The sequence below is a fragment of the Streptomyces sp. 8N616 genome, assembly GCF_052246385.1.
Taxonomy (GTDB): Bacteria; Actinomycetota; Actinomycetes; order Streptomycetales; family Streptomycetaceae; genus Streptomyces.
Genome location: NZ_JBQQBY010000010.1, coordinates 135,382 through 157,548, shown reverse-complemented (window position 1 = coordinate 157,548; position 22,167 = coordinate 135,382). Strand labels below are relative to the sequence as shown.

The 22,167-nt window shown below is 70.8% G+C and carries 21 protein-coding genes and 1 pseudogene; 7 read left to right on the top strand and 15 right to left on the bottom strand.

Features of this window, described 5'->3' with window-relative positions:
- Positions 1 to 60: 60 nt before the first annotated feature.
- Both ACTWQC_RS11770 and ACTWQC_RS11765 read right to left on the bottom strand, forming a co-directional pair.
- A complete protein-coding gene (locus tag ACTWQC_RS11770; RefSeq protein ID WP_443315602.1) occupies positions 61 to 285 on the bottom strand; it encodes a GH85 family endohexosaminidase C-terminal domain-containing protein in 225 nt (74 codons plus the stop codon).
- A gap of 13 nt (positions 286 to 298) precedes the next feature.
- Complete coding sequence (locus tag ACTWQC_RS11765; RefSeq protein ID WP_443315604.1) at positions 299 to 622, bottom strand: hypothetical protein; 324 nt, start codon at positions 620 to 622, stop codon at positions 299 to 301.
- A 242-nt stretch (positions 623 to 864) separates the two neighbouring features.
- Between ACTWQC_RS11765 and ACTWQC_RS11760 the strand changes: the two genes are divergently transcribed.
- Complete coding sequence (locus ACTWQC_RS11760; RefSeq protein ID WP_443315564.1) at positions 865 to 3,915, top strand: alpha-mannosidase; 3,051 nt, start codon at positions 865 to 867, stop codon at positions 3,913 to 3,915.
- Between the two features lie 164 nt (positions 3,916 to 4,079).
- Here the strand turns inward: ACTWQC_RS11760 and ACTWQC_RS11755 are convergent, their stop codons facing one another.
- The 9 genes and pseudogenes from ACTWQC_RS11755 to ACTWQC_RS11715 all read right to left on the bottom strand — a co-directional run bounded on the left by ACTWQC_RS11755 (position 4,080) and on the right by ACTWQC_RS11715 (position 11,390).
- Positions 4,080 to 5,078 (bottom strand): TAXI family TRAP transporter solute-binding subunit, encoded by a 999-nt coding sequence (locus ACTWQC_RS11755; protein WP_443315563.1) that lies wholly within the window; start codon positions 5,076 to 5,078, stop codon positions 4,080 to 4,082.
- 142 nt (positions 5,079 to 5,220) lie between these two features.
- Entirely contained in the window at positions 5,221 to 5,619 is a 399-nt protein-coding gene (locus tag ACTWQC_RS11750; protein WP_443315562.1) for a YybH family protein, read from the bottom strand.
- Positions 5,612 to 5,907, bottom strand: a pseudogene (locus tag ACTWQC_RS11745) (DUF1905 domain-containing protein). The gene ACTWQC_RS11750 and the pseudogene ACTWQC_RS11745 overlap by 8 nt, the downstream one beginning before the upstream one ends.
- Before the next feature lie 92 nt (positions 5,908 to 5,999).
- The gene (locus tag ACTWQC_RS11740; protein WP_443315561.1) at positions 6,000 to 6,413 is read right to left on the bottom strand and encodes a VOC family protein; all 414 of its coding nucleotides are present in this window, start codon (positions 6,411 to 6,413) and stop codon (positions 6,000 to 6,002) included.
- 111 nt (positions 6,414 to 6,524) lie between these two features.
- Positions 6,525 to 7,805, bottom strand: a complete 1,281-nt coding sequence (locus tag ACTWQC_RS11735) for an ABC transporter substrate-binding protein (protein ID WP_443315560.1) — start codon at positions 7,803 to 7,805, stop codon at positions 6,525 to 6,527.
- A gap of 6 nt (positions 7,806 to 7,811) precedes the next feature.
- Complete coding sequence (locus ACTWQC_RS11730; protein WP_443315559.1) at positions 7,812 to 8,915, bottom strand: branched-chain amino acid ABC transporter permease; 1,104 nt, start codon at positions 8,913 to 8,915, stop codon at positions 7,812 to 7,814.
- The gene (locus tag ACTWQC_RS11725) at positions 8,912 to 9,793 is read right to left on the bottom strand and encodes a branched-chain amino acid ABC transporter permease (protein ID WP_443315558.1); all 882 of its coding nucleotides are present in this window, start codon (positions 9,791 to 9,793) and stop codon (positions 8,912 to 8,914) included. Before ACTWQC_RS11725 ends, ACTWQC_RS11730 begins: the two co-directional genes overlap by 4 nt.
- Before the next feature lie 5 nt (positions 9,794 to 9,798).
- Positions 9,799 to 10,635, bottom strand: coding sequence for an ABC transporter ATP-binding protein (locus ACTWQC_RS11720; RefSeq protein WP_443315557.1), 837 nt, complete (start codon positions 10,633 to 10,635; stop codon positions 9,799 to 9,801).
- Positions 10,632 to 11,390, bottom strand: coding sequence for an ABC transporter ATP-binding protein (locus tag ACTWQC_RS11715; RefSeq protein ID WP_443315556.1), 759 nt, complete (start codon positions 11,388 to 11,390; stop codon positions 10,632 to 10,634). The genes ACTWQC_RS11720 and ACTWQC_RS11715 overlap by 4 nt, the downstream gene beginning before the upstream one ends.
- 194 nt (positions 11,391 to 11,584) lie before the next feature.
- Here ACTWQC_RS11715 and ACTWQC_RS11710 point away from each other — a divergent pair, with 194 nt between their 5' ends.
- Positions 11,585 to 12,868 carry a PucR family transcriptional regulator gene (locus ACTWQC_RS11710; RefSeq protein ID WP_443315555.1) on the top strand — a complete coding sequence of 428 codons (1,284 nt, stop codon included), beginning with the start codon at positions 11,585 to 11,587 and terminating at the stop codon, positions 12,866 to 12,868.
- On the top strand, positions 12,865 to 13,491 hold the full coding sequence (locus ACTWQC_RS11705) for a TetR/AcrR family transcriptional regulator (RefSeq protein ID WP_443315554.1): 627 nt from the start codon (positions 12,865 to 12,867) through the stop codon (positions 13,489 to 13,491). The genes ACTWQC_RS11710 and ACTWQC_RS11705 overlap by 4 nt, the downstream gene beginning before the upstream one ends.
- Positions 13,492 to 13,560: 69 nt before the next feature.
- Here ACTWQC_RS11705 and ACTWQC_RS11700 read toward each other — a convergent pair whose 3' ends face one another.
- The 3 genes from ACTWQC_RS11700 to ACTWQC_RS11690 form a co-directional block, all read right to left on the bottom strand.
- Entirely contained in the window at positions 13,561 to 14,217 is a 657-nt protein-coding gene (locus ACTWQC_RS11700) for a GNAT family N-acetyltransferase (RefSeq protein ID WP_443315553.1), read from the bottom strand.
- A 432-nt stretch (positions 14,218 to 14,649) separates the two neighbouring features.
- The gene (locus ACTWQC_RS11695; RefSeq protein WP_443315552.1) at positions 14,650 to 16,263 is read right to left on the bottom strand and encodes a sodium/solute symporter; all 1,614 of its coding nucleotides are present in this window, start codon (positions 16,261 to 16,263) and stop codon (positions 14,650 to 14,652) included.
- Positions 16,260 to 16,775 carry a DUF485 domain-containing protein gene (locus tag ACTWQC_RS11690; protein WP_443315551.1) on the bottom strand — a complete coding sequence of 172 codons (516 nt, stop codon included), beginning with the start codon at positions 16,773 to 16,775 and terminating at the stop codon, positions 16,260 to 16,262. Before ACTWQC_RS11690 ends, ACTWQC_RS11695 begins: the two co-directional genes overlap by 4 nt.
- Before the next feature lie 401 nt (positions 16,776 to 17,176).
- On the opposite strand from ACTWQC_RS11690, the gene miaB reads away from it, so the two are divergent.
- Together miaB and ACTWQC_RS11680 are read left to right on the top strand one after the other, a co-directional pair.
- A complete protein-coding gene (miaB, locus tag ACTWQC_RS11685) occupies positions 17,177 to 18,679 on the top strand; it encodes a tRNA (N6-isopentenyl adenosine(37)-C2)-methylthiotransferase MiaB (protein ID WP_443315550.1) in 1,503 nt (500 codons plus the stop codon).
- Positions 18,680 to 18,908: 229 nt separating this feature from the next.
- A complete protein-coding gene (locus ACTWQC_RS11680; protein WP_443315549.1) occupies positions 18,909 to 19,646 on the top strand; it encodes a class III extradiol dioxygenase subunit B-like domain-containing protein in 738 nt (245 codons plus the stop codon).
- Positions 19,647 to 19,785: 139 nt separating this feature from the next.
- Here the strand turns inward: ACTWQC_RS11680 and ACTWQC_RS11675 are convergent, their stop codons facing one another.
- A complete protein-coding gene (locus ACTWQC_RS11675; RefSeq protein ID WP_443315548.1) occupies positions 19,786 to 20,007 on the bottom strand; it encodes an antitoxin in 222 nt (73 codons plus the stop codon).
- A 425-nt stretch (positions 20,008 to 20,432) separates the two neighbouring features.
- Between ACTWQC_RS11675 and miaA the strand changes: the two genes are divergently transcribed.
- Positions 20,433 to 21,371, top strand: a complete 939-nt coding sequence (gene miaA, locus ACTWQC_RS11670; RefSeq protein WP_443315547.1) for a tRNA (adenosine(37)-N6)-dimethylallyltransferase MiaA — start codon at positions 20,433 to 20,435, stop codon at positions 21,369 to 21,371.
- A gap of 107 nt (positions 21,372 to 21,478) precedes the next feature.
- Positions 21,479 to 21,907 carry a hypothetical protein gene (locus ACTWQC_RS11665; RefSeq protein ID WP_443315601.1) on the top strand — a complete coding sequence of 143 codons (429 nt, stop codon included), beginning with the start codon at positions 21,479 to 21,481 and terminating at the stop codon, positions 21,905 to 21,907.
- Positions 21,908 to 22,167: the final 260 nt, after the last annotated feature.

The following is a 22,167-nucleotide window of genomic DNA, read 5'->3' as shown; positions in this document are numbered from 1 at the left end:
CGCAGCCCTGCCCCCTCCCGCAGCCCGGTCCGGGGACCCGGCCCGCTCACCTCCGGTGCGTCACCACCGGTACGCGAGCGCGGCCGCGGCGGAGGCGGCGAACGCCGCGCCGACCGCCCGCACCTCGAGGCGCGTCTCCGCCTCCCCGGCCGTGCGGCGCAGTGCCGGGACGTAGTAGGCGGTGCCGCTCGTCCCGTCGAGGAAGCGGCGCTTGCCCTCGGGCAGCGGCTGGTGGAGCTCGTCGTGGCGGACCGGGAGGTCCCCGTCCGGTGCCCGCCACTCGATCCGCAGCGCGGCCTCATCTGCGGAGGCGACGCGGGACGCGGTGATCCGGGCCGCCTCTGGGGCCGGGGGGCACGGCCGCCCCGCCCGCCATGAGCGCGCCGAGCCGCCAGCGGGCGGAGCCGCCGGTCGCGGTGAGCCGGACGCCCGTGCGGACCGCCCAGCGGCGGCCGGGCAGCCGGTCCTGAAGGCCCAGGTGGTTCCATTCGGCCTCCCCGGTCCGCTCGCCCTCCTCGTACCAGGCCGTCCCGTGGCCGGTGTTGAAGATGGTCGCGAAGGTGCGCTCCAGCGCGCTGGTGGTGGACCCGGGGGAGAGCGATTCCGCGCCGCTGCGTTCCACCTGCGCTCCGGGCGGGCAGATCTTCGAGGTCTGGATGAAGCCGGCGGCTCAGGGCGCACGCCCGGCCGTTGTGCTCGCCGGGCACGCGCGGGACAGTGAACGCCTCGCAGCCCGGGGGATCACGGAGGTCATCACCCCGGACCAGGCGGCCTGAACCCGTGGACCGAAGCCTTGGACTGACGCACTGGACCGAACCTCAGCAGAACCCGCACAGCCGACGAGCAGTTACGGAGCATCCCCCCATGCACGATGACCGCAGTCTGATCGAGGCCCGGCTGGGGCGCGTACTCGAGGAGCGCATCCGCCCCGCCCTCTACCCCGAGTCCGTCCCGCTGGAGGTGGCAGCCTGGGTGGCACCGGGCGAGCCGGTGCCGGTCGCCGAGGGGCTTGCCGCCGAGCACAGGCCCGTCTCCGTGGGCGAACTGTGGGGCGCGCCCTGGGGCACCACCTGGTTCCGGGTGTCCGGCAGGGTGCCGGAGGAATGGGCAGGGAGGACCGTCGAGGCCGTCCTCGACCTGGGCTTCGACGAGCGTATGCCGGGTTTCCAGTGCGAGGCGCTCGTCTACACCGCGGACGGCACGCCGGTGAAGGGTCTCAACCCGCGCAATCAGTGGGTGAGGGTCGGCTCGCCCGTGGCAGGCGGCGAGGAGGTGCTGTGGCACCTGGAGTCCGCGTCCAACCCCGTGATCCTGGGCGACAATCCGTTCCGCCCCACCCACCTGGGCGAGAAGGAGACGGCCGGCACCGACCCGCTGTACCGGATCGAGCGGATGGACCTCGCCGTCTTCGACGAGACCGTCTGGGCGCTGATCCAGGACCTGGAAGTGCTGGGCGAGCTGATGCACGAGCTGCCGGTGGACGGGGCCCGGCGCTGGGAGCTGCTGCGCGCCATCGGCCGCGCGCTCGACGCGATCGCCCTGCAGGACGTGAACGGCACGGCGGCGGCGGCCCGGAAGCAGCTCGCCGGCGTGCTTGCCACGCCCGCCCAGCCGTCCGCGCACCGGATCAGCGCCGTGGGCCACGCGCACATCGACTCCGCCTGGCTGTGGCCGCTGCGCGAGACCGTACGGAAGGTCGCCCGCACCGCCTCCAACATGACCGCGCTGATCGAGGACGAACCGGACTTCGTCTTCGCCATGTCGCAGGCCCAGCAGTTCGCCTGGATCAAGGAGCACAGGCCCGAGGTCTACGCGAAGGTGAAGAAGGCCGTGGCCGCGGGCCGGTTCGTGCCGGCCGGCGGCATGTGGGTGGAGTCCGACACCAACATGCCGGGTTCCGAGGCGATGGCCCGGCAGTTCGTACACGGCAAACGGTTCTTCATCGACGAGTTCGGCGTCGAGAACGACGAGGCGTGGCTGCCCGACACCTTCGGCTTCGCCGCGGGCCTGCCGCAGATCATCAGGGCCGCCGGGGCGAAGTGGCTGCTCACCCAGAAGATCTCCTGGAGCCAGGTCAACACGTTCCCGCACCACACCTTCCTGTGGGAGGGCATCGACGGCACCCGGATCCTCACCCACTTCCCGCCCGTGGACACGTACAACTGCTCCATGCACGGCCGCGAAATCGCCCACGCCGTCCGCAACTTCAAGGACAAGGGCGTGGCGAGCCGCTCGCTGGCCCCGACCGGCTGGGGCGACGGAGGCGGCGGCACCACCCGCGAGATGATCGCCAAGGCCGCCCGCCTGCGGAACCTCGAGGGCTCGGCGCAGGTCGCCTGGGAGGCGCCCGCCGCGTTCTTCACCAAGGCCGAGGCCGAGTACGAGAACCCGCCGGTGTGGGTGGGGGAGCTGTACTTGGAGCTGCACCGCGCCACGCTCACCAGCCAGGCCAGGACCAAGCAGGGCAACCGGCGCAGCGAGCACCTGCTGCGCGAAGCCGAGCTGTGGGCCGCTACCGCCGCCGTACGGACCGGCCACGCCTACCCGTACGAGCAGCTGGACCGGATCTGGAAGACCGTCCTGCTCCATCAGTTCCACGACATCCTCCCGGGGTCGTCGATCGCCTGGGTACACCGCGAAGCGGAGAAGACGTACGCAGCTGTGGCCGAGGAGCTGAACGGGATCATCGCCGGGGCCCAGCGGGCGCTCGCCGGTGACGCCGCCTCGGGCGGTGAGCTCGTCTTCAACGCGGCGCCGCACGCCCGCGGCGGGGTCCCCGCGGGTGGCGCGGGGCGCACCGCGCCGGCCGAGGACCGGGCCGCGCTCGCGCCCCGGCCGGGCGGCGGGTACGTCCTGGACAACGGCCTGCTGCGGGTCGAGGTCGACGAGCGCGGCCTGGTCGTCTCCGCCTACGACCTGGCGTCCGGCCGGGAGACCGTCGCCCCCGGCCAGGCGGCCAACCTGCTGCAGCTCCACCCCGACTTCCCCAACATGTGGGACGCCTGGGACGTGGACGCCTTCTACCGCAACACCGTCACCGACCTGGTGGACGCCGACGAGGTCGCGGTCGCCGACGAGAGCCCGGATTCGGTGTCCGTGCGCGTGGTCCGCTCGTTCGGCGAGTCGAAGGCCACCCAGGTGCTGACCCTCGCGGCGGGCACCGGTCGGCTGGACATCGACACCGAGGTCGACTGGCACGAGACCGAGAAGTTCCTCAAGGCGGCCTTCCCGGTGGACATCCACGCCGACCGCTACGCGGCCGAGACCCAGTTCGGCCACCTCTTCCGGCCGACCCACACCAACACCAGCTGGGAAGCAGCCAAGTTCGAGGCCTGCAACCACCGCTTCGTACACCTGGAGGAGCCCGGCTGGGGCGTCGCGCTCGTCAACGACTCGACGTACGGGCACGACGTCACGCGCACGGTCCGCGAAGACCGGGGCACGACCACCACGGTGCGGCTGTCCCTGCTCCGAGCCCCGCGCTTCCCCGACCCGGAGACCGACCAGGGCGTGCACCGCTTCCGCCACGCCCTGGTCCCGGGCGCCGGCATCGGCGACGCGGTCCGCGAGGGCTACCGGGTGAACCTGCCCGAGCGCCGCGTACCCGGCGATGCCGAGGTCAGCCCGCTCGTGACCGTCGACGACGACGCCGTCGTGGTCACCGCGGTCAAGCTCGCCGACGACGCGAGCGGCGACGTGGTCATCCGCGCCTACGAATCACGCGGCGGACGGGCAGCCGCCCGCCTGACCACCGGGTTCGAGGCAACCGGAGTCACGGCCTGCGACCTCCTGGAGCGCCCGCTCGCCGACGGTCCGGTGGGCGAGACGCAGCCGCGGCTCGAGGGTGGCGCGGTGGCGGTGTCGCTGCGCCCGTTCGAGATCGTCACGCTGCGGATCTCCCGCGCCCAGGCCTGACCCCGGCCCCCGATCCTGGGGCCCCCCACCCCCCGCCCCGTCCCCGGCCCCCTCCCCGGCCTCAGCCCATGGCCCCGACCCACGGCCCCGGACACCGACACCGAGCATCACGACCCCGTCCGAGATCCGTACGGCCCGCCCCTCCGGCGACGGGCCGTATGCGGTCAGGGCTTGACCGAGCCGTAGTAGTGGCGAGCGCCCTCGTGCAGCTCCAGCGGGTCCGTGAAGATCGCCGTCCGCAGATCCACCAGCTGTGCCGCGTGCACCCGGCTGCCTATTCGGTCCCGGCTGTCGATCACGGTACGGGTGATGCCCTCGGTGAGCCCCGGCTCCGCATGTTCGGTGGTCACCAGCAGATTCGCCACGGCTATCGTCCTCACCGCCTTGCCGTTCTGCACCTCGGGATATGCGTCGGCCGGCATCACCGCGGCCCGGTAGTAGCGCGTCGCGGCGCCCTGGGCATGGAGCTCGTCCACGAGGTCACCGAGCTGCACCAGCCGTATGCCGAAGTCGTCGGCGAGATCCGAGACCGCCTGGGTCGGCAGCCCGCCGGACCAGAAGAAGGCGTCGATCTTCCCCTGGCGCAGCAGGTCGGGCATCTTATCGATGCCCACCTCGACCGGCTCGATGTCCTTCTCAGGATCGAGCCCCGCCGCCGTGAGCAGCCGGCCGGTTATCAGGCTCACCCCGGACCCCTTCTGCCCGATGGCGACCCGCTTTCCGCGCAGGTCGGCGGTGCGCTCCACGGGCGACCCTGCAGGGACCACGAGCTGCATGTAGTCGTCGTAGAGCCGCGCGCACGCCCGGAGCCGGTCCGCCCCCCTGCCGCCCCGGTCGAGGTACGTGGCGACGGCGTCGGCCGTGGCGATGGTGAACCCGGCCTCGCCGGAGATCACCCGTCTGATGTTCTGCACCGACCCCTCGCTCGACTGCAGCCGCACATCGACATCGGGGAGGTCCTTGGCCAGATATCTCTTCAGCAGCTCGCCGTAGCGCGCATACACCCCGGTGGGCACGCCCGTCGCGAACGACACCGAGCCCTGCGGCGAGGGCGCCTTGCCGAACGGCAGCAGCCACCACAGCAGCAGCGCGAGCGCGACGGCGGCCGCGACCGCGGCCTGCGCGGCGCGGCGCCTGCCGATGCGGAGGTGTGCCGTAACCATGCGGCGATCCTGCCAGCTCGCTCGCCGCGCCGGCCAGGCCTGTGGATAACCGCTCGGCGACGGAGGCGACGGAGGCGACGGATCGGGTGCCGGGCGACGGAATGGCGGCCGGTTCAGCGCATCGGCGGACGGAGCTGCACCGTCAGTCTTTGAGCGGGAATGAATGGTGCTCGTGCGCGACGACCCAGCGTCCGCGGTCCTTCCGCAGCCCGATGGTCAGGCGCAGACGGTTCTCGGGATCTTCTCGCAGTTCCCTCTGGGTTCCGCAGCGCAGCAGTGCGTGCGCGAAAGCGACCTCGTCTCCCGCCGTGACGTCGAGCGAGACGATCTCGAAAGAGGCCCCCTGCTGCTGCCACGTGAAGAAGGGCGGCCATGTCTCGCGGTAGCGGTCGATGCCCCGCACCCCGTCGCTGGGCGGAGGCACATCGAACATCACGATGTCGTCGGCGTGATCGGCCAGGACACCGTCCAGATCGCCTTCGTGCACTGCCCTCGCCCAGCGCTCGATCAGCGCCCGGATCTGCGTCTCATCGTCAGCCACGATGGCCACCCTCCCCCCGCTCATCCACCCGCTCATCCAGGTGGACCGTCACCGTGTCTCCGGCCTCCTTCCCGATCGCCCTGCGCACGTCGGCCTTCACCGGCAGCTTGTGCGTACCGTCCCCCAGGGCCATGAAGGAACTCCGGAACGGGTGACCATCGATCGTGCCGCGGACCTTTACCAGGCCCCGGGTGCCGAAGAACTCGACCGAGTCGGGCCAGACGACGTAGGTCCACCCCCCTTGTCCGGGCTCTTTTGCAGGGTCGCGGTGAATTGTTTGTTCAACATGGATGCCCTCGCACTTCTCTGCGTTCTCCCGATAGGACGAAGGGAAGCGGCGAAACTCATCGCGGGGCGGTGGTAAACCCAGCGAGGGCATGTCAGGCCTGCGGCTCGATGATGTTGACCATCCAGGAGATGCCGAACTGGTCCACGCACGCGCCGAACACATCGCCCCACATCTGCTTCTCCATGGGGACCGACACGGTGCCGCCTTCGGACAGCTTCTGCCAGTAGCCGCGCAGCTCATCGGCGTCGTCCCCGCTCAGGCTCACCGCGATGTTGTTCCCGGGTTTGTGTTCCATCCCCGGCGGGGTGTCGGCGCCCATGAGCGTGAACCCGCTGCCGGTCTCGAGCATGCCGTGCATGATCTTGTCGGCGTCGCCGGAGTGCTGCGCACCGAATTCACCGTAAGTGTTCAGCGTCAAGGTGCCGCCGAAGACGAGCTTGTAGAAACCCATGGCCTGCCGCGCGTTGCCGTCGAAACTGATGTACGGATTGAGGCGAGATACCACGAGATGCTCCTTTCGTGACAAAAGTCAATCCTTGCAGACGGCCGGGGCACCGACAACAGCGAAGGGCCTGACCGGTCCCTGCCGGTCAGGCCCTTCTCCGTCAATCGCCGCTCAGTCCGTGACGGGGCCGAACTCCTTGCGCGTGTCCAGCGGTTCGCCGAACAGCCTCCAGCGCTCGCCCTTGAACCGCATCATCTGCATCGTCTCGATCGGGAAGCCGTCGTCCGGCCCTGTGGCCAGGGTGACGCCGGGCAGCAGCATGTCCACCTTGACGTCCTTGAGGTTCCGCACGGCGTCCCGCAGCCCCTCCCTCGTCGGGCACTCCATCGCGTCGATCGCCTTGTGCAGGCTGGAGGCCACGGCCCAGCCGTAGGCGTTGAGCTGGATCGAGGGCTCGGCCTCCGGCTCGTACTTCTTCAGCGCCTTGCGGTACGCCTTCATCTCGGCGTCGTCCGCCCACTGCGGGTCGGCGGGGTCCTTGAAGTAGGTGGCCGAGACCACGCCCTGCACGTTCTTGAAGCCGACGGGCTGCAGCACGCTCGTCGACGAGGAGACGCTGTTGACGATGTGCAGCGGGTTCCACTTGGCGTTCTTCGCGTCCGCGGCGAGTGCCTGGCTGCCGAACTTGGGCGTGGTGATGTTGAGCAGCACATCCGCCCGGGAACGGGCGAGGTTCGCCATCTGCGCCGAGACGGACGGGTCGGTGACCTCGTAGCTCTCCTCGGCGACGACCTTGATCTTGCTGCCCTTGACGGCCTGCTTGAAGCCGCCGAGCAGGTCCTTGCCGAAGTCGTCGTTCTGGTAGAGCACCGCCACCTTGGCCTTGGGCTTCTCGTCCTTGAGGTAGTCGCCGTACATCCGGGACTCCGCGACGTAGTTGGGCTGCCAGCCCGTGGTCCACGGGTGCTTGGTGTCCGTGCCCCACATGGAGGCGCCCGTGGCGACGAACGGCTGGGGCACCTTCTGCCGGTTGAGGTAGTCCCACACGGTCGCCGTGGACGGGGTGCCCAGGGTCTGGAACACCGCGAAGACCTTCTCCTTCTCGACCAGTCTTCTGGTCTCCTCCACGGCCTTCGGCGGCTGGTAGCCGTCGTCACGGACGATGAACTCGACCTTGCGCCCGTCGATGCCGCCCTTCTCGGCATTGATGTACTTGAAGTACGCGCTGACCCCCTTGCTGATCGTGCCGTACGCGGAGGCGGGCCCGGACAGCGGGTAGACCCCGCCGAGCTTGATGCTCTTGTCCGTGATGCCGGTGGTCTGCTGTCCCTTGCAGGCGCCGTCCGCCGCGGTGCCTGCGTCCTCCTCTCCGCGCTGGCTGGAGCAGGCGGTGGCGGTGAGCAGGGCGGCGATTCCCGCCGCGGCTGCGCGTATCGCTGTTTTCTGACGCATCCGGAATCATCCCTTTCCCGGTGTGGACGGTGTGCCGAGTGGCACGGCGTCCAGTGGTTCGGAACCTGAGGGTGTGGCGGGGGGAACGGACTCCGGCGCGCGACGCGCCTGCGCCCGGAGGAAGGGGAGGCGGCGCCACCGGTCCGCGCGCGCGACGCGCCCCACCAGACCGGCGAGTCCGGTCGGGGCCACGTACATGGCCACGATGATCAGCAGGCCGAAGACGACGCCCGGCGCGGCCTCGCTGACGTCCTGCGCGATGCTCGGCACGTACATCACGAACGCGGCCCCGAGCAGCGGCCCGTACAGCGAGGCCAGGCCACCGACGACGAGGCCGGCCAGCAGCGTGACGGAGAGGACGAAGCTGAACGAGTCGGGTGAGACGAACCCGATCACCCAGGTGTAGACGCAGCCGGCGACACCCGCGAACATCGCGCTCCATGCGAAGGCGAGGGTCTTGTGGAACGAGAGCCGCACTCCCATGACCTCCGCCGCGGCCTCGTTCTCGCGGATGGCGAGCAGCGCCCGGCCGACGCGCGAGCGCAGCAGGTTGCGGGCGGCCAGCAGCGCGACTGCGGCCACGGCGAGGGCGAGGAAGTACAGCCACTGGTCCTCCGCCAGGCCCGTCCAGGAGGGCGGCTGCGGCTTGTCCACGGTCAGGCCCATCGAGCCGCCCGTCACCGACTCGAACCGCTTGAGCAGCGGCGGGAGGAACACCGCGAGGGAGAGGGTGACCAGGGCCAGGTAGAGGCCGCGCAGGCGCAGTGCCGGCACCCCGAAGCCCAGCCCGAGCAGGAAGCACGCTGCGGCGGCGGCCGGGAGCGTGGCCGGGTGGCCCGTATCGAACCGGTCGAGCATGACCGCCGCCGTGTAGGCCCCCACGGCGAAGAACGCGCCGTGCCCGAGCGAGATCTGCCCGCCGTACCCGACCAGCAGGTTGAGGCCCGCGAGCGCCACCGCGTACAGCAGCACCATCGTCAGCTGGAAGACCCGGAACGGGGCGAAGTAGAACGGAGCCCCGAGGAGGGCGACGGCGAGGACCAGCGCCGCGAGCGGGCGCAGCAGGCGCGCGGCACGCGCATCCATGGTGGTGAATCTCCCGTTGCTCATGCCCGCTCCACCGCCGCCCGGCCGAAGAGACCCTGCGGGCGCACCAGCAGGACCACAAGGATGATCAGCAGTGGTACGCCGATCTTCAGATCCGCGCCGACGAACTCCGCGTAGGCCCCCGCCAGGGTCTCGGCGATACCCACGACCAGGCCGCCCGCCACCGCGCCCACCGGGCTGTCGAAGCCGCCGAGGGTGGCCGCGGCGAAGGCGTAGATGAGAACCCCGCCCATCATGTTCGGCTCCAGGAACAGCAGCGGGGCGACCAGCACGCCCGACAGCGCGCCGACCGTCGCGGCCAGCCCCCAGCCCAGCATCAGCACCCGGCCCACCCGGATGCCCGAGAGCCTGGCCGAGGCGGGGTTGCAGGCGACCGCACGCATCACCAGGCCGATCCCGGTGTGCTGGAACAGCAGGTACAGCAGCCCCATCACCACGGCCACGACTCCGATCACGCCGAGCGTGGACCAGCCGACGCTCACCCCGCCGAGGTCGATGCCGCCGTCGGGGAACGGCTGCGGGAAGTCCTTCACGGTGAACGACCAGATCAGGCCCGCGACCGCGTTGACGAAGATGAACAGGCCCACGGTGACGATGACGATGGTGAGCTCCGGTGCGCCCTCGACGGGCCGGATGAGAACCCGTTCGATGAGCATGCCGCCCGCGAACGAGACCGCGAGCGTGACCGGCAGCGCCAGCCAGAACGGCATCCCGGAAGCGATCAGCTGCCACGCCACATAGGTGGAGATCATCGCGAGCTCGCCCTGGGCGAAGTTGACGATCCCCGTGAACCGGTGGATGAGGACGAGGGCCAGGGCGAGGCTCGCGTAGACCGAGCCCGATCCGAGCCCTTCCACGACCTGCTGGAGAAATTCGGCCACGCCGGTCACCCGCCCTCGCCGGCCCGGACGGAGACGCCGAGGTAGACCTCGGCGACCTGCTCGTCCTGGCGGATCTGTTCGGCCGGACCCGACAGCATGAGGCGGCCCGACTCCAGTACGTGGGCCCGGTGCGCGATGTCCAGCGCGAGCCTGGCGTTCTGCTCGACGACGACCACGGTCGTGCGCTCCTCCTCGTTGACATTACGGACGATCCGGAACAGCTCGCGGGTGACCAGCGGTGCGAGGCCCAGTGAGGGCTCGTCGAGGAGCAGCAGCGCGGGGCGGAGCATCAGCGCCCTGCCGATCGCGAGCATCTGCTGCTCGCCGCCGCTGAGGCTGCCCGCGGCCTGCCGGGAGCGCTGGCGCAGCTTGGGGAAGTAGCCGTAGATCCGGTCCAGGTCCGCCGTGACGGCGCCACGCTCGCCCCTGCTCCTGCCCCGGCCGCGCCCGGTGCGCAGATACGCGCCGACGCGCAGGTTCTCCTCGACGGTGAGCTCGTTGAACGTGCCGCGGCCCTCGGGCACGTGCGCCACCCCGAGCCTGGCGGCCTGTTCGGGAGAGCGGCCCAGCAGCTCGGTGCCGTTCAGGGTCACCGAACCGCTGCCTTTGACCATGCCGCTGAGCGCCCGCAGTGTCGTGGTCTTCCCCGCACCGTTGGGCCCGAGGATTGCGCACACCTCGCCCTGCCCGACCGAGAAGCCGATGCCGTGGAGCACCCGGGCCTGCCCGTATCCGGCGTGCAGGTCCGACACCTGGAGAAAGTCCGGGGCCGCGGACTCCGCCGCCGGAATGCCCTCCGCCGGAGTGCCCTCAGCCGGGGAGTCCTTCGTCGGATCGCTCATGCCGCCGCCCCCAGGTACGCCTCGATGACGGCGGGGTCGCGCTGGACCTGCTCCGGTGGGCCCTCGGCGATCTTGCGCCCGAAGTCCAGGCACACCACCCGGTCGCACAGCCCCATCACGAAGCCCATGTGGTGCTCCACCACGACCAGGGTGAGGTCGAAGTCCCGGCGCACCGCACTGACCAGTTCCGCGAACTCCTCGACCTCTCCGTGGCTCAGCCCGTTGACCGGTTCGTCGAGGAGCAGGAGCCGGGGCCGCACGGCCAGCGCCCTGGCCAGTTCCACGCGCTTGAGGGTGCCGAAGGGCAGTCCTGAAGCGGGGTGGTCGGCGACGTCGGCCAGGTCGAGCCGGTGCAGCAGTTCGTCAGCCCGGGAGCGCAGCTCGGCCTCCTCGCGCCGGACCCGGGGCAGCCGGAGCGCGGCGGTGGCGTACCCGGCGCGGCCCCGGTGGTGGGCGCCCACCATGACGTTCTCCCGTACCGTGAGCCGCTGGAACAGGCCCAGGTTCTGGAACGTGCGGGCGATGCCGCGCCGCGCCACGGCGTGCGGTGCCAGCGCGAGCAGGTCCTCGCCGTCGTAGCGCACCGTGCCGGCGTCGGGCGTGAAGCGCCGGGTGAGGCAGTTGAACAGAGTGGTCTTACCGGCTCCATTGGGACCGATGAGCCCCACGGCGGTGCCCTGCTCGACGGCGAAACCGACGCCGTCCAGAGCTGTGATCCCGCCGAAGCGCACGGTGATATCGTCGACCGCGAGCATGGGTGCCGCCCTTTCGAAAGGTACAGGGCCTTGGGGGGTAGGCGAGCGTCACAGTAAGTGGGTGTCCTCTTCGTGGGCATTGGGTGCGAACACCCAACTTCACTGCCGGACCCCTGTGCGCCGCGAACAGTTCTGCGGAAAAAGTCGGTGCGCATCTTGTTGACGGCTCACGGTTCGACGGCGAGGATCCGCCCATGCCTCGTGCACTCGTCCTGGGTACGCCCCACCTCTCCGAGCCGCTGCGGAATGAGCGGCTGCGGATCCTGTGCGCCGTAAGGGAGCGGGTGGCGGAGGTCGCGGAGACCGCCGTCGCGGTGATGCGTGCGGAGATCCCGTCGTACGCGGTGCAGGACCAGCGGTTCTTCGAGGACGTGCGCCACCAGGTGCTCTCGCACTACCGGATTACGCTGGCACTGCTGGCGGGCGAGCGGAGCATCGCCCCCGAGGACCTGGTCTTCAGCAGGACCGCGGCGATGAGGAGGGCCCGCGCCGGGTTCCCACTCGAGGACTGGATCAGCGCCTTCCGGGTCGGCCGGCAGGTCTTCTGGGATGCGGTGCTCGAGTGTGCGGGCACGTCGCCCGCCGCGCAGGAGGCCGCGCTGACCCTGGTCGACCCGCTGATGCGGTACATGGAATACGCCAGTACGCACGCGGCCCAGGCCTACGTCGAGTTCCAGCAGCATGTGGTGGCGGACGCGGACCGCGAGCGCAGGGACCTGCTCGAACAGCTACTGGCGGGCAGTTCGCCGAGCCGCGGCCCGCTGATGGCCGCGGCACAGGCGTACGGCATCGGCCCGCACGCGTCGATGATGGCGGTCGTGGCGGTCTGTGTCGCAGGGGCCGATGCGGCTGCCGAGAGCGGCTACGCCACCAGTGCGGCACTCTCCGCCGCCGGCATACGGGCCGCCAGAACCCTGGTCGTCGTACGGCACGGCGAGATCGTGGCCGTGCCGGTGCTGCGCACGGGCATGGAGCCGGAGGACCTGTGCGCGCGCTTCGAGGCCCTGCAGCAGCGCCTCGCCAAGGACGGGACCGTGCTGGCCATGGGCATCAGCACGGTGGCCGGAGGCGCTTCCGAGCTGCCACGCGCCTACCAGGAGGCGAGGGCCGCCCTGGACTTCGTACCGAGCGGGGGCGGGGTGGCGGCGCTGCCGAGGCTGTCTCCTTTCGAGTACCTGGCGCTGCGCGCCGACGACATCGCCCGCCAGCTGGTCGACCCCCGGGTGAGCGCCCTGCTGGACGAGGACCGCAAGCGCGGGGGCATACTCGCGGCGACGATACGGACGTTCGCCCAGGCGGACCTGAACCTGCGGCTGGCGGCGGACCGGCTGCGGGTGCACCACAACACGGCGCACTACCGCTTGCGCCGTATCGAGGAACGCACCGGGCGCAACCCGCGCCGGATCGCGGACCTGCTGGAACTGCTGGTCGCCCTCGCCATCCGCGACGCGGCCGGGGAAGGCGAGGGCGGGCAGTGAGCCAGACCTATTCGGACCGGACCGCGAGTCCGGCCTCCACAGCGGCCGCGGCGGACTTCCCGGCACGGCGCGCGCTGCTGGACGTCGTACTCGACGTGTTCACCGAGCGCGGCTACAGCAACGCGAGCGTGACCGAGATCGCCGCGCGCTCCGGGACCGCTGTCGGGAACCTCCTCCACCACTACGGAGGCAAGAGAGGGCTGTACCTCGCGCTGTGGGAGGAGTTCCAGGAGGAGCAGGAGCGGCGGACCGCGGCGGTCGTGGCCGAAGCGCGCGGCAAGGGCGTCGAGGACCCCATCGCCCTGTTCGTGGCGGGAGCCCGGGCGTATCTGGAGGGCGCCTGGGAGCAGCGGCGCATCGGCAGACTGCTGCTGGAGAACGACGGCCCCACCGGCTTCGACGCCGTGCGGCGGCAGTGGGACCGCTGCTGGGTACGGCGCAACGCCAAGCTCCTCAGGGTGGACGAGACCCGCCGCGCCGGCCGGGTCCGGGTGACCCTGCTGACATCGGTGATCGGCGGGGCGGCCCGCGAGCTTGCCGACTGCGCGGACACGGCAGAGGCGCGGGAGATCGTGGAAGAGGTCTGCGGCATCCTGGCGCATCTGTCGGAACCGCCCGGGTGACCCGCCGGTCAGCGCGGGCCGGCTCCGTCATGGCCCTCAGCCACGCTCCCGCGAGGGCGCCCGGCAGTCCTACTCCACGAGGAGCGTCGCGTTGACGATCGTTCCGGAGGGAGGGGGCAGCGTGGCGCCGACGCCCTTCAGTATGCGCAGCATGCGGACGTTGTCCGCTCCGGTCAGCACGGTCACTGTGCGGTAGCCCAGCATGGGAGCGGCCTCGAAGGCGTGGCGGGCGAGTGCGGTGCCCAGGCCCCTGCTCTGCCAGCCGTCCTCGACCAGCAGTCCCAGCTCGGCTGTGCGCTCCTCCTGGGTACGCATCAGATTCAGCACCGCGATGACGGTGTGCGGGTCACCCTGGGGGTGGGTGACCCAGCTCAGGCCGCGGTCGGGGTGTGTCATGTGACGCCACTCGGCCGCGCTCAGGACGCGGCGCGGGTTCTGGTAGCGGGCGCAGAGGGACGCCAACGAGCAGCGGTTGTGAAGGGGGTTGACGGCGGCGTGATCCTCGACGGTCGCCGGACGGGTGACTGTGGCGTGGCCGGTCCGTGTGGTGAGGATGCGGCCCGGTCGCCATGCGCCGTGGGGACCGGCGACCAAGGCGTGCAGGGGGACGGTAGCGAATAGGGGAGTCGGCACGATGGTGGTCTCCTTCTCTGGATCGGAGCTTGCTCCGGTGAACTGAGCGGTGACCGCAAGGAATTCGGGGGCCTCGTGGAGAAATCGTCTCACGTGAAATCGCTTTCTACCCGGCTGCCCTCCGTCGGACGGTCGGTCATCCGGTGGGCGGTGCGGGAGTTGAGAGAGTACCGCGCCGAGGTAAAAGCCAAAGCCCGCCTGGTCTCTCCCTGAATGTTCAAGACAGAGTGACAACCGGGTACTTGATGATGGTTGATGTATCAGACAGTCGCTCACCAGGGCAGATGTATCCGATCTGCAGTCGCTGGGGGGTTCCGGCAACCCGATCCTGCCCCGACCGGTCCACATAATGTGGCCGGAATCTTCCAGGCCCCGGACAGGGGCGTGTTGACTGGCCAATGCAATTGTCGGAGTGGAGTAGTCCATTGCGTAACCGATAACCTGCCGCGTGCAGCCTCGATTACGTAGCGGGATTCAACCATCCATCACCGTTTGGGAATATGGATGATGTCGCCGACGGGCTTTTCAGTCGGCGGCGGCGAGCAGCCGGGCCTCGCTCTCCTCGTAGCGCTGCCGGCTCTCGCGGCCGGCGGCGGGTCGGCGGCGGCGGTCGAGACGGCTGCCCAGCCAGCCCGCCAGGTAGCCCACGGGAACGGAGATCAGCCCCGTCGACTGCAAAGGAAACCAGTGGAAGTCGGTGTCGGGGAAGACCGCATCCGGTGTGCCCGAAACGGCCTTGGAGAAGATCATCAGCACCAGTGCGCACGCCGCCCCGCCGTAGAGCGTGGCGAGCAGCCCGGTGCGCGTGAATCCCCTCCAGAACAGGGAGTACGTCAGCGCGGGGGCCACAGCTGAGGCTCCGATGCAGACGGCCAGCGTGGTCAGCACCGCGACGTTCCAGTTCTGCACCAGCACGGCGAGCACGATGGCGATCGTGCCCACGGCGGCGACGGTCCATCCCGCCACCGTCATCTCGGTGCGCGGATGCGCCCGCCCGCGCCGTATCGCGTGCGCATACAGGTCATGGGCGAGTGACGAGGCGGCGGCCAGGGTCATTCCCGCCACGGACGACAGCAGGGTGATGAAGACCATCCCGGCCACAGCCGAGTAGAGCAGGGTCTCGCTGACCGACGTCTCCTGCCCGAGCGCCCGGGAGAGCATCAGTACGGACGTCCTGCCATGGGGGTCGGCACGGGTGATCAGGCGCGATCCGACCAGCGCCGCCGCGCCGGCCCCCATGATGATCACCAGCAGGCAGAAGGTGGTGACCGCACCGACCGCCCAGGACATCGAGCGGCGCACAGCTGGCGCGTCCTTCGCGGAGTACAGACGCATCGTGACGTGCGGCAGGCAGCCAACGCCGAGCACGACGGTGAACTGCAGACTGATGAAGTCCAGCTCGGCACTGGTCGACCGGCCCAGTTGCAGGCCCTGTTCGAGGTATGCGGAGCCTGCCCCGCTGCCCCGCTGTGCGGCCTGGAGCAGGGCGTCCGTGCTCCAGTCGAAGCGGTTCAGCACCAGGACGGCGACGAAGCCACTGACGGCGAGCAGCAGCACGATCTTGATGATCTGGACGAGAGCGGTTCCCCTCATGCCGCCGAGGCCCGCGTAAACGATCATCAGGGTGCCGACGATGACGATGCAGGCCGTTTTGGCGCCCTCGAGCGGGATGTCGAGGATGAAGATGAGCAGCGACCCGGCCCCGGACAACTGGACGACCAGGAACGGCAGGGACGCGGCGAGAGTGATGACGGCGGCGGCGATGCGTACGGCCGGGCCGGGCATAGTGCGGGCCAGGACGTCACCCATGGTGTACTGCCCCGCGTTGCGCAGCGGTTCGGCGAGCAGGAACATCAGCAGCACCAGCGACAGCCCGGTGCTCGTCGCCAGGACGAAGCCGTCGTAGCCGGCGAGCGCGATGATGCCGGTGGTGCTCAGCACGGTGGCCGCGGAGATGTAGTCGCCGGCGATGGCCAGCCCGTTCTTGAACGGAGTGAGCCTGCGATAGCCGGTGTAGAAGTTCGCCAGGTCGTCGCGGTCGGGTCCCGCCATCACGCAGAGCAGCAGCGTGACGGTGACCAGCACCGTGAAGATGAGCAGGACCGTGGTCTGCGTCCCTGAGCCGAAGTCGCTGTTCACCTGCCCGCCCCCGCATTCTCGCCCTGCCTGCCGCGCAGTTGCCTGACGCGCAGCGCGCGGGGATCCACCGAGCGGCGTGCGCTGTGCTCGTACCAGCGGACCGCCGCGAACGTCACCCCGAGCTGGAGCAGCCCCAGGGCGATCCCCACCGGCAGCTCTCCGGCGACCCGGGTGCTCATCAGGTCCTCCGCGTAGCAGGAAAGGATCACGTAGATGACGAAGTAGCCGAGTGCGGTGAGGGTCGAGACCCGGCGGAGCAGACGGTAGGCCGAGCGGAGAGACCTCAGTTCGTCGCCGCGCGGCGGTGGGGGGTGGTACGAGCGGGTCTGCAGCGGTGGCTCGGCCGGCCAGGGTGGTGGCGGCTCGGCCGGCCAGGGGGGCGGTGGTTCGGCCGGCCAGGGTGGTGGTTGGGTCGGCCAGGGTGGTGTTCCGGACGGCCAGGGCGCTGGTGGTTCGGTCGGCCACCGTGGTGGTGGTTCCTGGGGGTACCAGTTGTCCCCGTAGTGCGTCATCGCCCGGCCCTCCGTACGGCTCGGCTCCTGCGTGCAGCGTGAAAGTGCGGTGCGTGGGGGGCCGGAGGCGGTGGTCCGGGAGTGCCGCGTGTGCGCGGTCGGGTTGTTCCGGCCGGGGTCGGCCGGAACAACGTCGCGCTGTGGGTCCCTCCCGTTCCACGAGTGACCCGGCCCGCGCACAATACCGACTGGTTGGAATGTGGGATAGGTTTTTCGCCGAGTTGCTCAGGGAGTTCCGCAGGGAGTTCCGCAAGGAGTCGCTCATGAGGCAGCCCGATCGGCGCGGACAGGGGGCGGAGCCTCCGGCGGAGCGAGATCCGGAGAGCGATGGCTCCGGACCCGGGCCCTGTGGCGAGGCTCCGGGGTCGGGAGGTACCTCCGGCACCGCCTACCCTGGTTGCATGACCGCGCAGGACGCCCTCACCCGAAGCTACGAAATCCGCACCTACGGGTGCCAGATGAACGTCCACGACTCCGAGCGGCTCTCCGGCCTGCTGGAGGACGCCGGTTACGTCCGGGCGCCCGAGGGCACCGGCGAGGGCGAGGCCGACATCGTCGTCTTCAACACCTGCGCGGTGCGGGAGAACGCGGACAACCGGCTCTACGGCAACCTCGGCCGACTCGCCCCGATCAAGGCGAGGCGGCCCGGCATGCAGATCGCCGTCGGCGGCTGCCTTGCGCAGAAGGACCGCGACACCATCGTCAAGAAGGCCCCCTGGGTCGACGTCGTCTTCGGCACCCACAACATCGGCAAGCTGCCCGTGCTGCTCGAGCGCGCCCGCGTCCAGCAGGAGGCGCAGGTCGAGATCGCCGAGTCCCTCGAGGCCTTCCCGTCCACGCTGCCGACCCGGCGCGAGTCCGCGTACGCCGCCTGGGTCTCCATCTCGGTCGGCTGCAACAACACCTGCACCTTCTGCATCGTCCCGGCGCTCCGCGGCAAGGAGAAGGACCGGCGGCCCGGCGACATCCTCGCCGAGGTGGAGGCCCTGGTCGGCGAGGGCGTCACCGAGATCACGCTGCTCGGCCAGAACGTCAACGCGTACGGCTCGGACATCGGCGACCGCGAGGCCTTCTCGAAGCTGCTGCGCGCCTGCGGCCGCATTGACGGGCTCGAGCGGGTCCGCTTCACCTCGCCGCATCCGCGCGACTTCACGGACGACGTGATCGCGGCGATGGCCGAGACGCGGAACGTCATGCCGCAGCTGCACATGCCCCTGCAGTCCGGCTCGAACGCCGTCCTGAAGGCGATGCGCCGCTCGTACCGCCAGGACCGTTACCTCGGCATCATCGAGAAGGTACGGGCCGCGATGCCGGACGCCGCCATCTCGACGGACATCATCGTGGGCTTCCCCGGCGAGACCGAGGAGGACTTCGAGGAGACCATGCACGTGGTTCGGGAGGCGCGCTTCGCGCAGGCCTTCACCTTCCAGTACTCCAAGCGCCCCGGGACTCCCGCGGCGGAGATGGACGGGCAGATCCCGAAGGAGGTCGTGCAGACGCGCTACGAGCGTCTCGTCGCCCTCCAGGAGGAGATCTCCTGGGCCGAGAACAAGAAGCAGGTCGGCCGCACGGTCGAGGTCCTGGTCGCCGAGGGCGAGGGCCGCAAGGACGACGCCACGCACCGTCTCTCCGGCCGCGCTCCCGACAACCGCCTCGTTCACTTCACCCGTCCCGAAGAGCCGGTGCGACCGGGCGATGTCGTCGAGGTCGGGATCACCTACGCGGCGCCCCACCACCTGCTGGCGGAGGGCCCCGCGAAGGGCGTCCGCCGTACGAGCGCGGGCGACGCCTGGGAGCGCCGCAACGCTGCCCCGCCTGCCCCGAGCGGCGTCATGCTCGGCCTGCCCACGATCGGCGCCCCGGCACCAGCCCCGGCCCCCGCCTCGGCCTGCGGCTGCGACTGAGGGCACGCCCTGGGGGGCGGGCTGCGCGGCAGGGCCTTCTGCTGAACGCCTCACGCGCGCGTGCTGCGCGAGGGGCGCCCGTAGACGCAGCCGTTGGTTCAGGAGGAATCAACAGCCGCCTGGGCGAGTGACCGTTCGTACCCGGTGGGAGGCCGGGCCGCCACCGCCCGCGTCGGTCAGCGGCCCGACGCGCGGAGCGGCCCGAGCGGCGAGCGTTAGGGTGCGGGACATGCTTGCCGCAGCCGCCGTATGTCCCTCGCCGCCCCTGCTCGTCCCCGAGGTGGCCGCCGGCGCCGCCTCCGAGCTCGACGCCCTCCGCGCCGCCTGCTCGGACGCCCTCGCCGTGCTCGCAGCCGCCCGCCCCGACCGCCTCCTCGTCGTCGGTCCCGCCGACGAGCCCGGGCGCGGCCCGTATCCCCAGGCCGCGAGCGGCTCGTTCCGTGGCTTCGGAGTCGACCTGGAGGTCCGCCTCGGCGCAGGCGAGGATTCATCCGGCGCGGCCCCGGGCGCACCCCACGGCGAGCGCGAGCTGCCGCCCTCCCTCGCCGTCGCCGCCTGGCTGCTGGAGCGTACGCAGTGGGCCGCCGCCCCCGTCGAGGGCCTCGGAGTCGGCGAGCAGCTCACCGCCGACCGCTGCGCCGAAGCGGGCCGGGGCGTGGCGGCCGGCGCCGAGCGGCTCGCCCTCCTGGTGATGGGGGACGGCAGCGCCTGCCGGACCCTCAAGGCGCCCGGCTACCTCGACGAGCGGGCCGCCGGTTTCGACGCCGAGGCCGCACGAGCGCTGGGCGCTGCCGACACCGCGGCCCTGCTGGCGCTCGACGAGGAGCTGGCGTACGAGGTGCAGGCCGCGGGCCGTGGCGTCTGGCAGGTGCTCGCGGGCGCTGGGGAGGGCGCCGGTCTCGAGGGCAGGCTCCTCTACGACGACGCCCCGTACGGGGTCGGCTACTTCGTCGCGACCTGGTCGTAGACGTCGTAGGAGACGAAGAGGCCGCTGCCGCACCGGCCGCGGACGCCCTGACGCGCGTCCTGTGCCCGTACGCGCGGACGGCCGCGAAGCGATGCACTTCGCGGCCGTACTCCGTACTCGGTATCGAGCCTCTCGATGGTCAGGTGCCGGTGCCCTCGTCCTTCTGCTGCTTGCGGTCAGGGGACTCCTTGGCCTTGTCCCTGCCGGTGTCGATCTGGCTGCTGTACTTGCCTTGGGTCTTCTCGTCGCTCGTGGACGCCGCCGTGTCCACCCCCTTGTCGATCTTGCCACGGTGCTTGCGTGCGCCCTCTTCGGCCTTGCCCCGGTTGAGCTTGGCCTTGACCTTGTCCATCATCCCCATGGGGCCGGCCACCTTCCCTGTCGAAGGACTAGTTCCTGGCGCCCTCGCCGGTCTCGCTGTCGGCGGCCTCGTCCGCGGACTGCTGCTTGGGGATCTCGACAGCTTCTGCCGCCTCGGGCGGCTTCGCGTCCCCTGCCGGCTCCTCCACCGCAGCCTCAGCGGTTTCCGCCGTCGGAGTGGCCTGTGCCGCCTCCTCCGTTGACCCGGCGGACGAACGACGGCGAAACCTTGCAAACACGCCCATATCCACTCCATAGATTACTCGTGCGAGCGAAATCCCGCGTCCCCCGGAGCGTCCCATTGCGGCGCTCGGCGGACCGGCTCGTAAACCGGCGTGCAGGACCTCGCAACAGGCAACGACCCCCGGCCGGGGCCGTCACGTCACTCGTTCGAGGAGACGCCTCGAGGTTTGCGAGACTGTGCCAGTGAGAAGCACCGCGCCCGTGTCCCGGGTCATCGCCGTCGTCGGGCCCACCGCAGCCGGAAAGTCCGATCTCGGTGTGGCTCTCGCCCAGCACCTGGACGGAGAGATCGTCAACGCCGACTCGATGCAGCTGTACCGGGGCATGGACATCGGCACCGCCAAACTCACGCCCGCGGAACGCCAGGGCGTGCCGCACCACCTCCTGGACATCTGGGATGTGACGGAGACCGCGAGCGTCGCCGAGTACCAGCGGGTCGCCCGGGCGGAGATCGACCGCCTGCTGGCCGCGGGGCGCACCCCGGTCCTGGTGGGCGGCTCGGGTCTCTACGTGCGCGGGGCCATCGACGCGCTGGAGTTCCCCGGTACCGATCCGGACGTACGCGCGCGCCTGGAGGCCGAGTTGGCATCGCACGGCTCCGGGGTCCTGCACGCCCGGCTCGCGGCCGAGGACCCGGAGGCGGGCCGCGCCATCCTGCCCAGCAACGGGCGGCGCATCGTACGCGCGCTGGAGGTCATCGAGATCACCGGCCGCCCCTTCACCGCCAACCTCCCCGGGCACCACGCTGTCTACGACACCGTGCAGATCGGCGTGGACGTCGAACGGCCCGAACTCGACGAGCGGATCGCGCTGCGGGTGGACCGCATGTGGGAGGCGGGCCTCGTCGACGAGGTGCGGTCCCTGGAGACCGTCGGCCTGCGGGAGGGGCGTACGGCCTCGCGCGCGCTCGGCTACCAGCAGGTGCTCGCCTTCCTGGCCGGGGAGTGCAGCGAGGAGGAGGCGCGAGCCGAGACCGTACGCGCCACCAAGCGCTTCGCGCGCCGCCAGGACTCGTGGTTCCGCAGGGATCCCCGGGTGCACTGGCTCAGCGGCGCCGCGGACCGGCGGCCGGAACTTCTGGGACGGGCGTTGACGTTGGTCGAACGGGCGGTCACAGCCTGATCACGTGATGGCATCGGGACGCTCCGGCCGCCGTCCGGGCCTCGAACGGCGTGCCATCATCGACCTTCGATCGAGCCGTGATGTCTGAGCTGGGAGGGCGTGTGGCGATGGAGGCCGGCCCTCGTGACAAGCCGTATCCGCCGCAGGAGGAGGATTCGGACGAGTTGACACCGGACGGTCCGGAGAGTGAGACCGGCGGCGAGTCCTTCCGGGAGCTGCGCCCGCCGCGGCGGCTGCGGATCTGGCAGATCGCTCCGATCGTCGGCCTCGCGGCCGCGGGTTCGTTGATGTTCGCCTTCCCGCTCGCCTTCGAATTCGGCGACGGCGGCGCGGTCGTGGCGATGCTCGGCCTGCTGATCAGCAGCTGCGCCGCGGGCTGGGGCATGATGGCCGGCCGCCGCGTCGGCCTCACCTGGCCGGGCCTGCCGCCCCACGGCTCCGGCACGCGCCCGGACTGGCGAGTCGTCGCCCTCTACGTCCTGGTGGTCCTGACGATCGCCGCCCTCGCCATCTGGCGAGTGGCCCGCCTCCGCTGACAGCGGACCGCCCCACGCGACGGCGAAGCACGGCGCCCGCCACGAAGCACAAGAGGTCGAGCGCCACCAGCTCCCCGCCGCGGACCGACACTGCTCATTGCCGCCGAACGCCCCCGCCGCTCAGCGACACCGGCTCCCTCGACGCGGGGCTGCACTGCTCCGTGCCGCCCAGCGCGGTCCGCCGCTCAGCGGCACGGGCTCTCTCGACGGGGAGCGGCCGTCGCGGCGACATCCGTGTTGTCGTCGAGCGCATTCGCCGT

Excerpts from the sequence above, each read along its gene's own strand:
- ACTWQC_RS11680 (WP_443315549.1), top strand. The coding sequence starts at position 18,909 with ATGCTTGCCGCAGCCGCCGTATGTCCCTCGCCGCCCCTGCTCGTCCCC.
- ACTWQC_RS11760 (WP_443315564.1), top strand. The coding sequence starts at position 865 with ATGCACGATGACCGCAGTCTGATCGAGGCCCGGCTGGGGCGCGTACTC.
- ACTWQC_RS11730 (WP_443315559.1), bottom strand. The coding sequence starts at position 8,915 with ATGAGCAACGGGAGATTCACCACCATGGATGCGCGTGCCGCGCGCCTG.
- ACTWQC_RS11715 (WP_443315556.1), bottom strand. The coding sequence starts at position 11,390 with ATGCTCGCGGTCGACGATATCACCGTGCGCTTCGGCGGGATCACAGCT.
- ACTWQC_RS11710 (WP_443315555.1), top strand. The coding sequence starts at position 11,585 with ATGCCTCGTGCACTCGTCCTGGGTACGCCCCACCTCTCCGAGCCGCTG.
- ACTWQC_RS11690 (WP_443315551.1), bottom strand. The coding sequence starts at position 16,775 with ATGACGCACTACGGGGACAACTGGTACCCCCAGGAACCACCACCACGG.
- ACTWQC_RS11755 (WP_443315563.1), bottom strand. The coding sequence starts at position 5,078 with ATGGTTACGGCACACCTCCGCATCGGCAGGCGCCGCGCCGCGCAGGCC.
- miaB (WP_443315550.1), top strand. The coding sequence starts at position 17,177 with ATGACCGCGCAGGACGCCCTCACCCGAAGCTACGAAATCCGCACCTAC.
- ACTWQC_RS11735 (WP_443315560.1), bottom strand. The coding sequence starts at position 7,805 with ATGCGTCAGAAAACAGCGATACGCGCAGCCGCGGCGGGAATCGCCGCC.
- ACTWQC_RS11665 (WP_443315601.1), top strand. The coding sequence starts at position 21,479 with ATGGAGGCCGGCCCTCGTGACAAGCCGTATCCGCCGCAGGAGGAGGAT.
- ACTWQC_RS11675 (WP_443315548.1), bottom strand. The coding sequence starts at position 20,007 with ATGGGGATGATGGACAAGGTCAAGGCCAAGCTCAACCGGGGCAAGGCC.
- ACTWQC_RS11720 (WP_443315557.1), bottom strand. The coding sequence starts at position 10,635 with ATGAGCGATCCGACGAAGGACTCCCCGGCTGAGGGCACTCCGGCGGAG.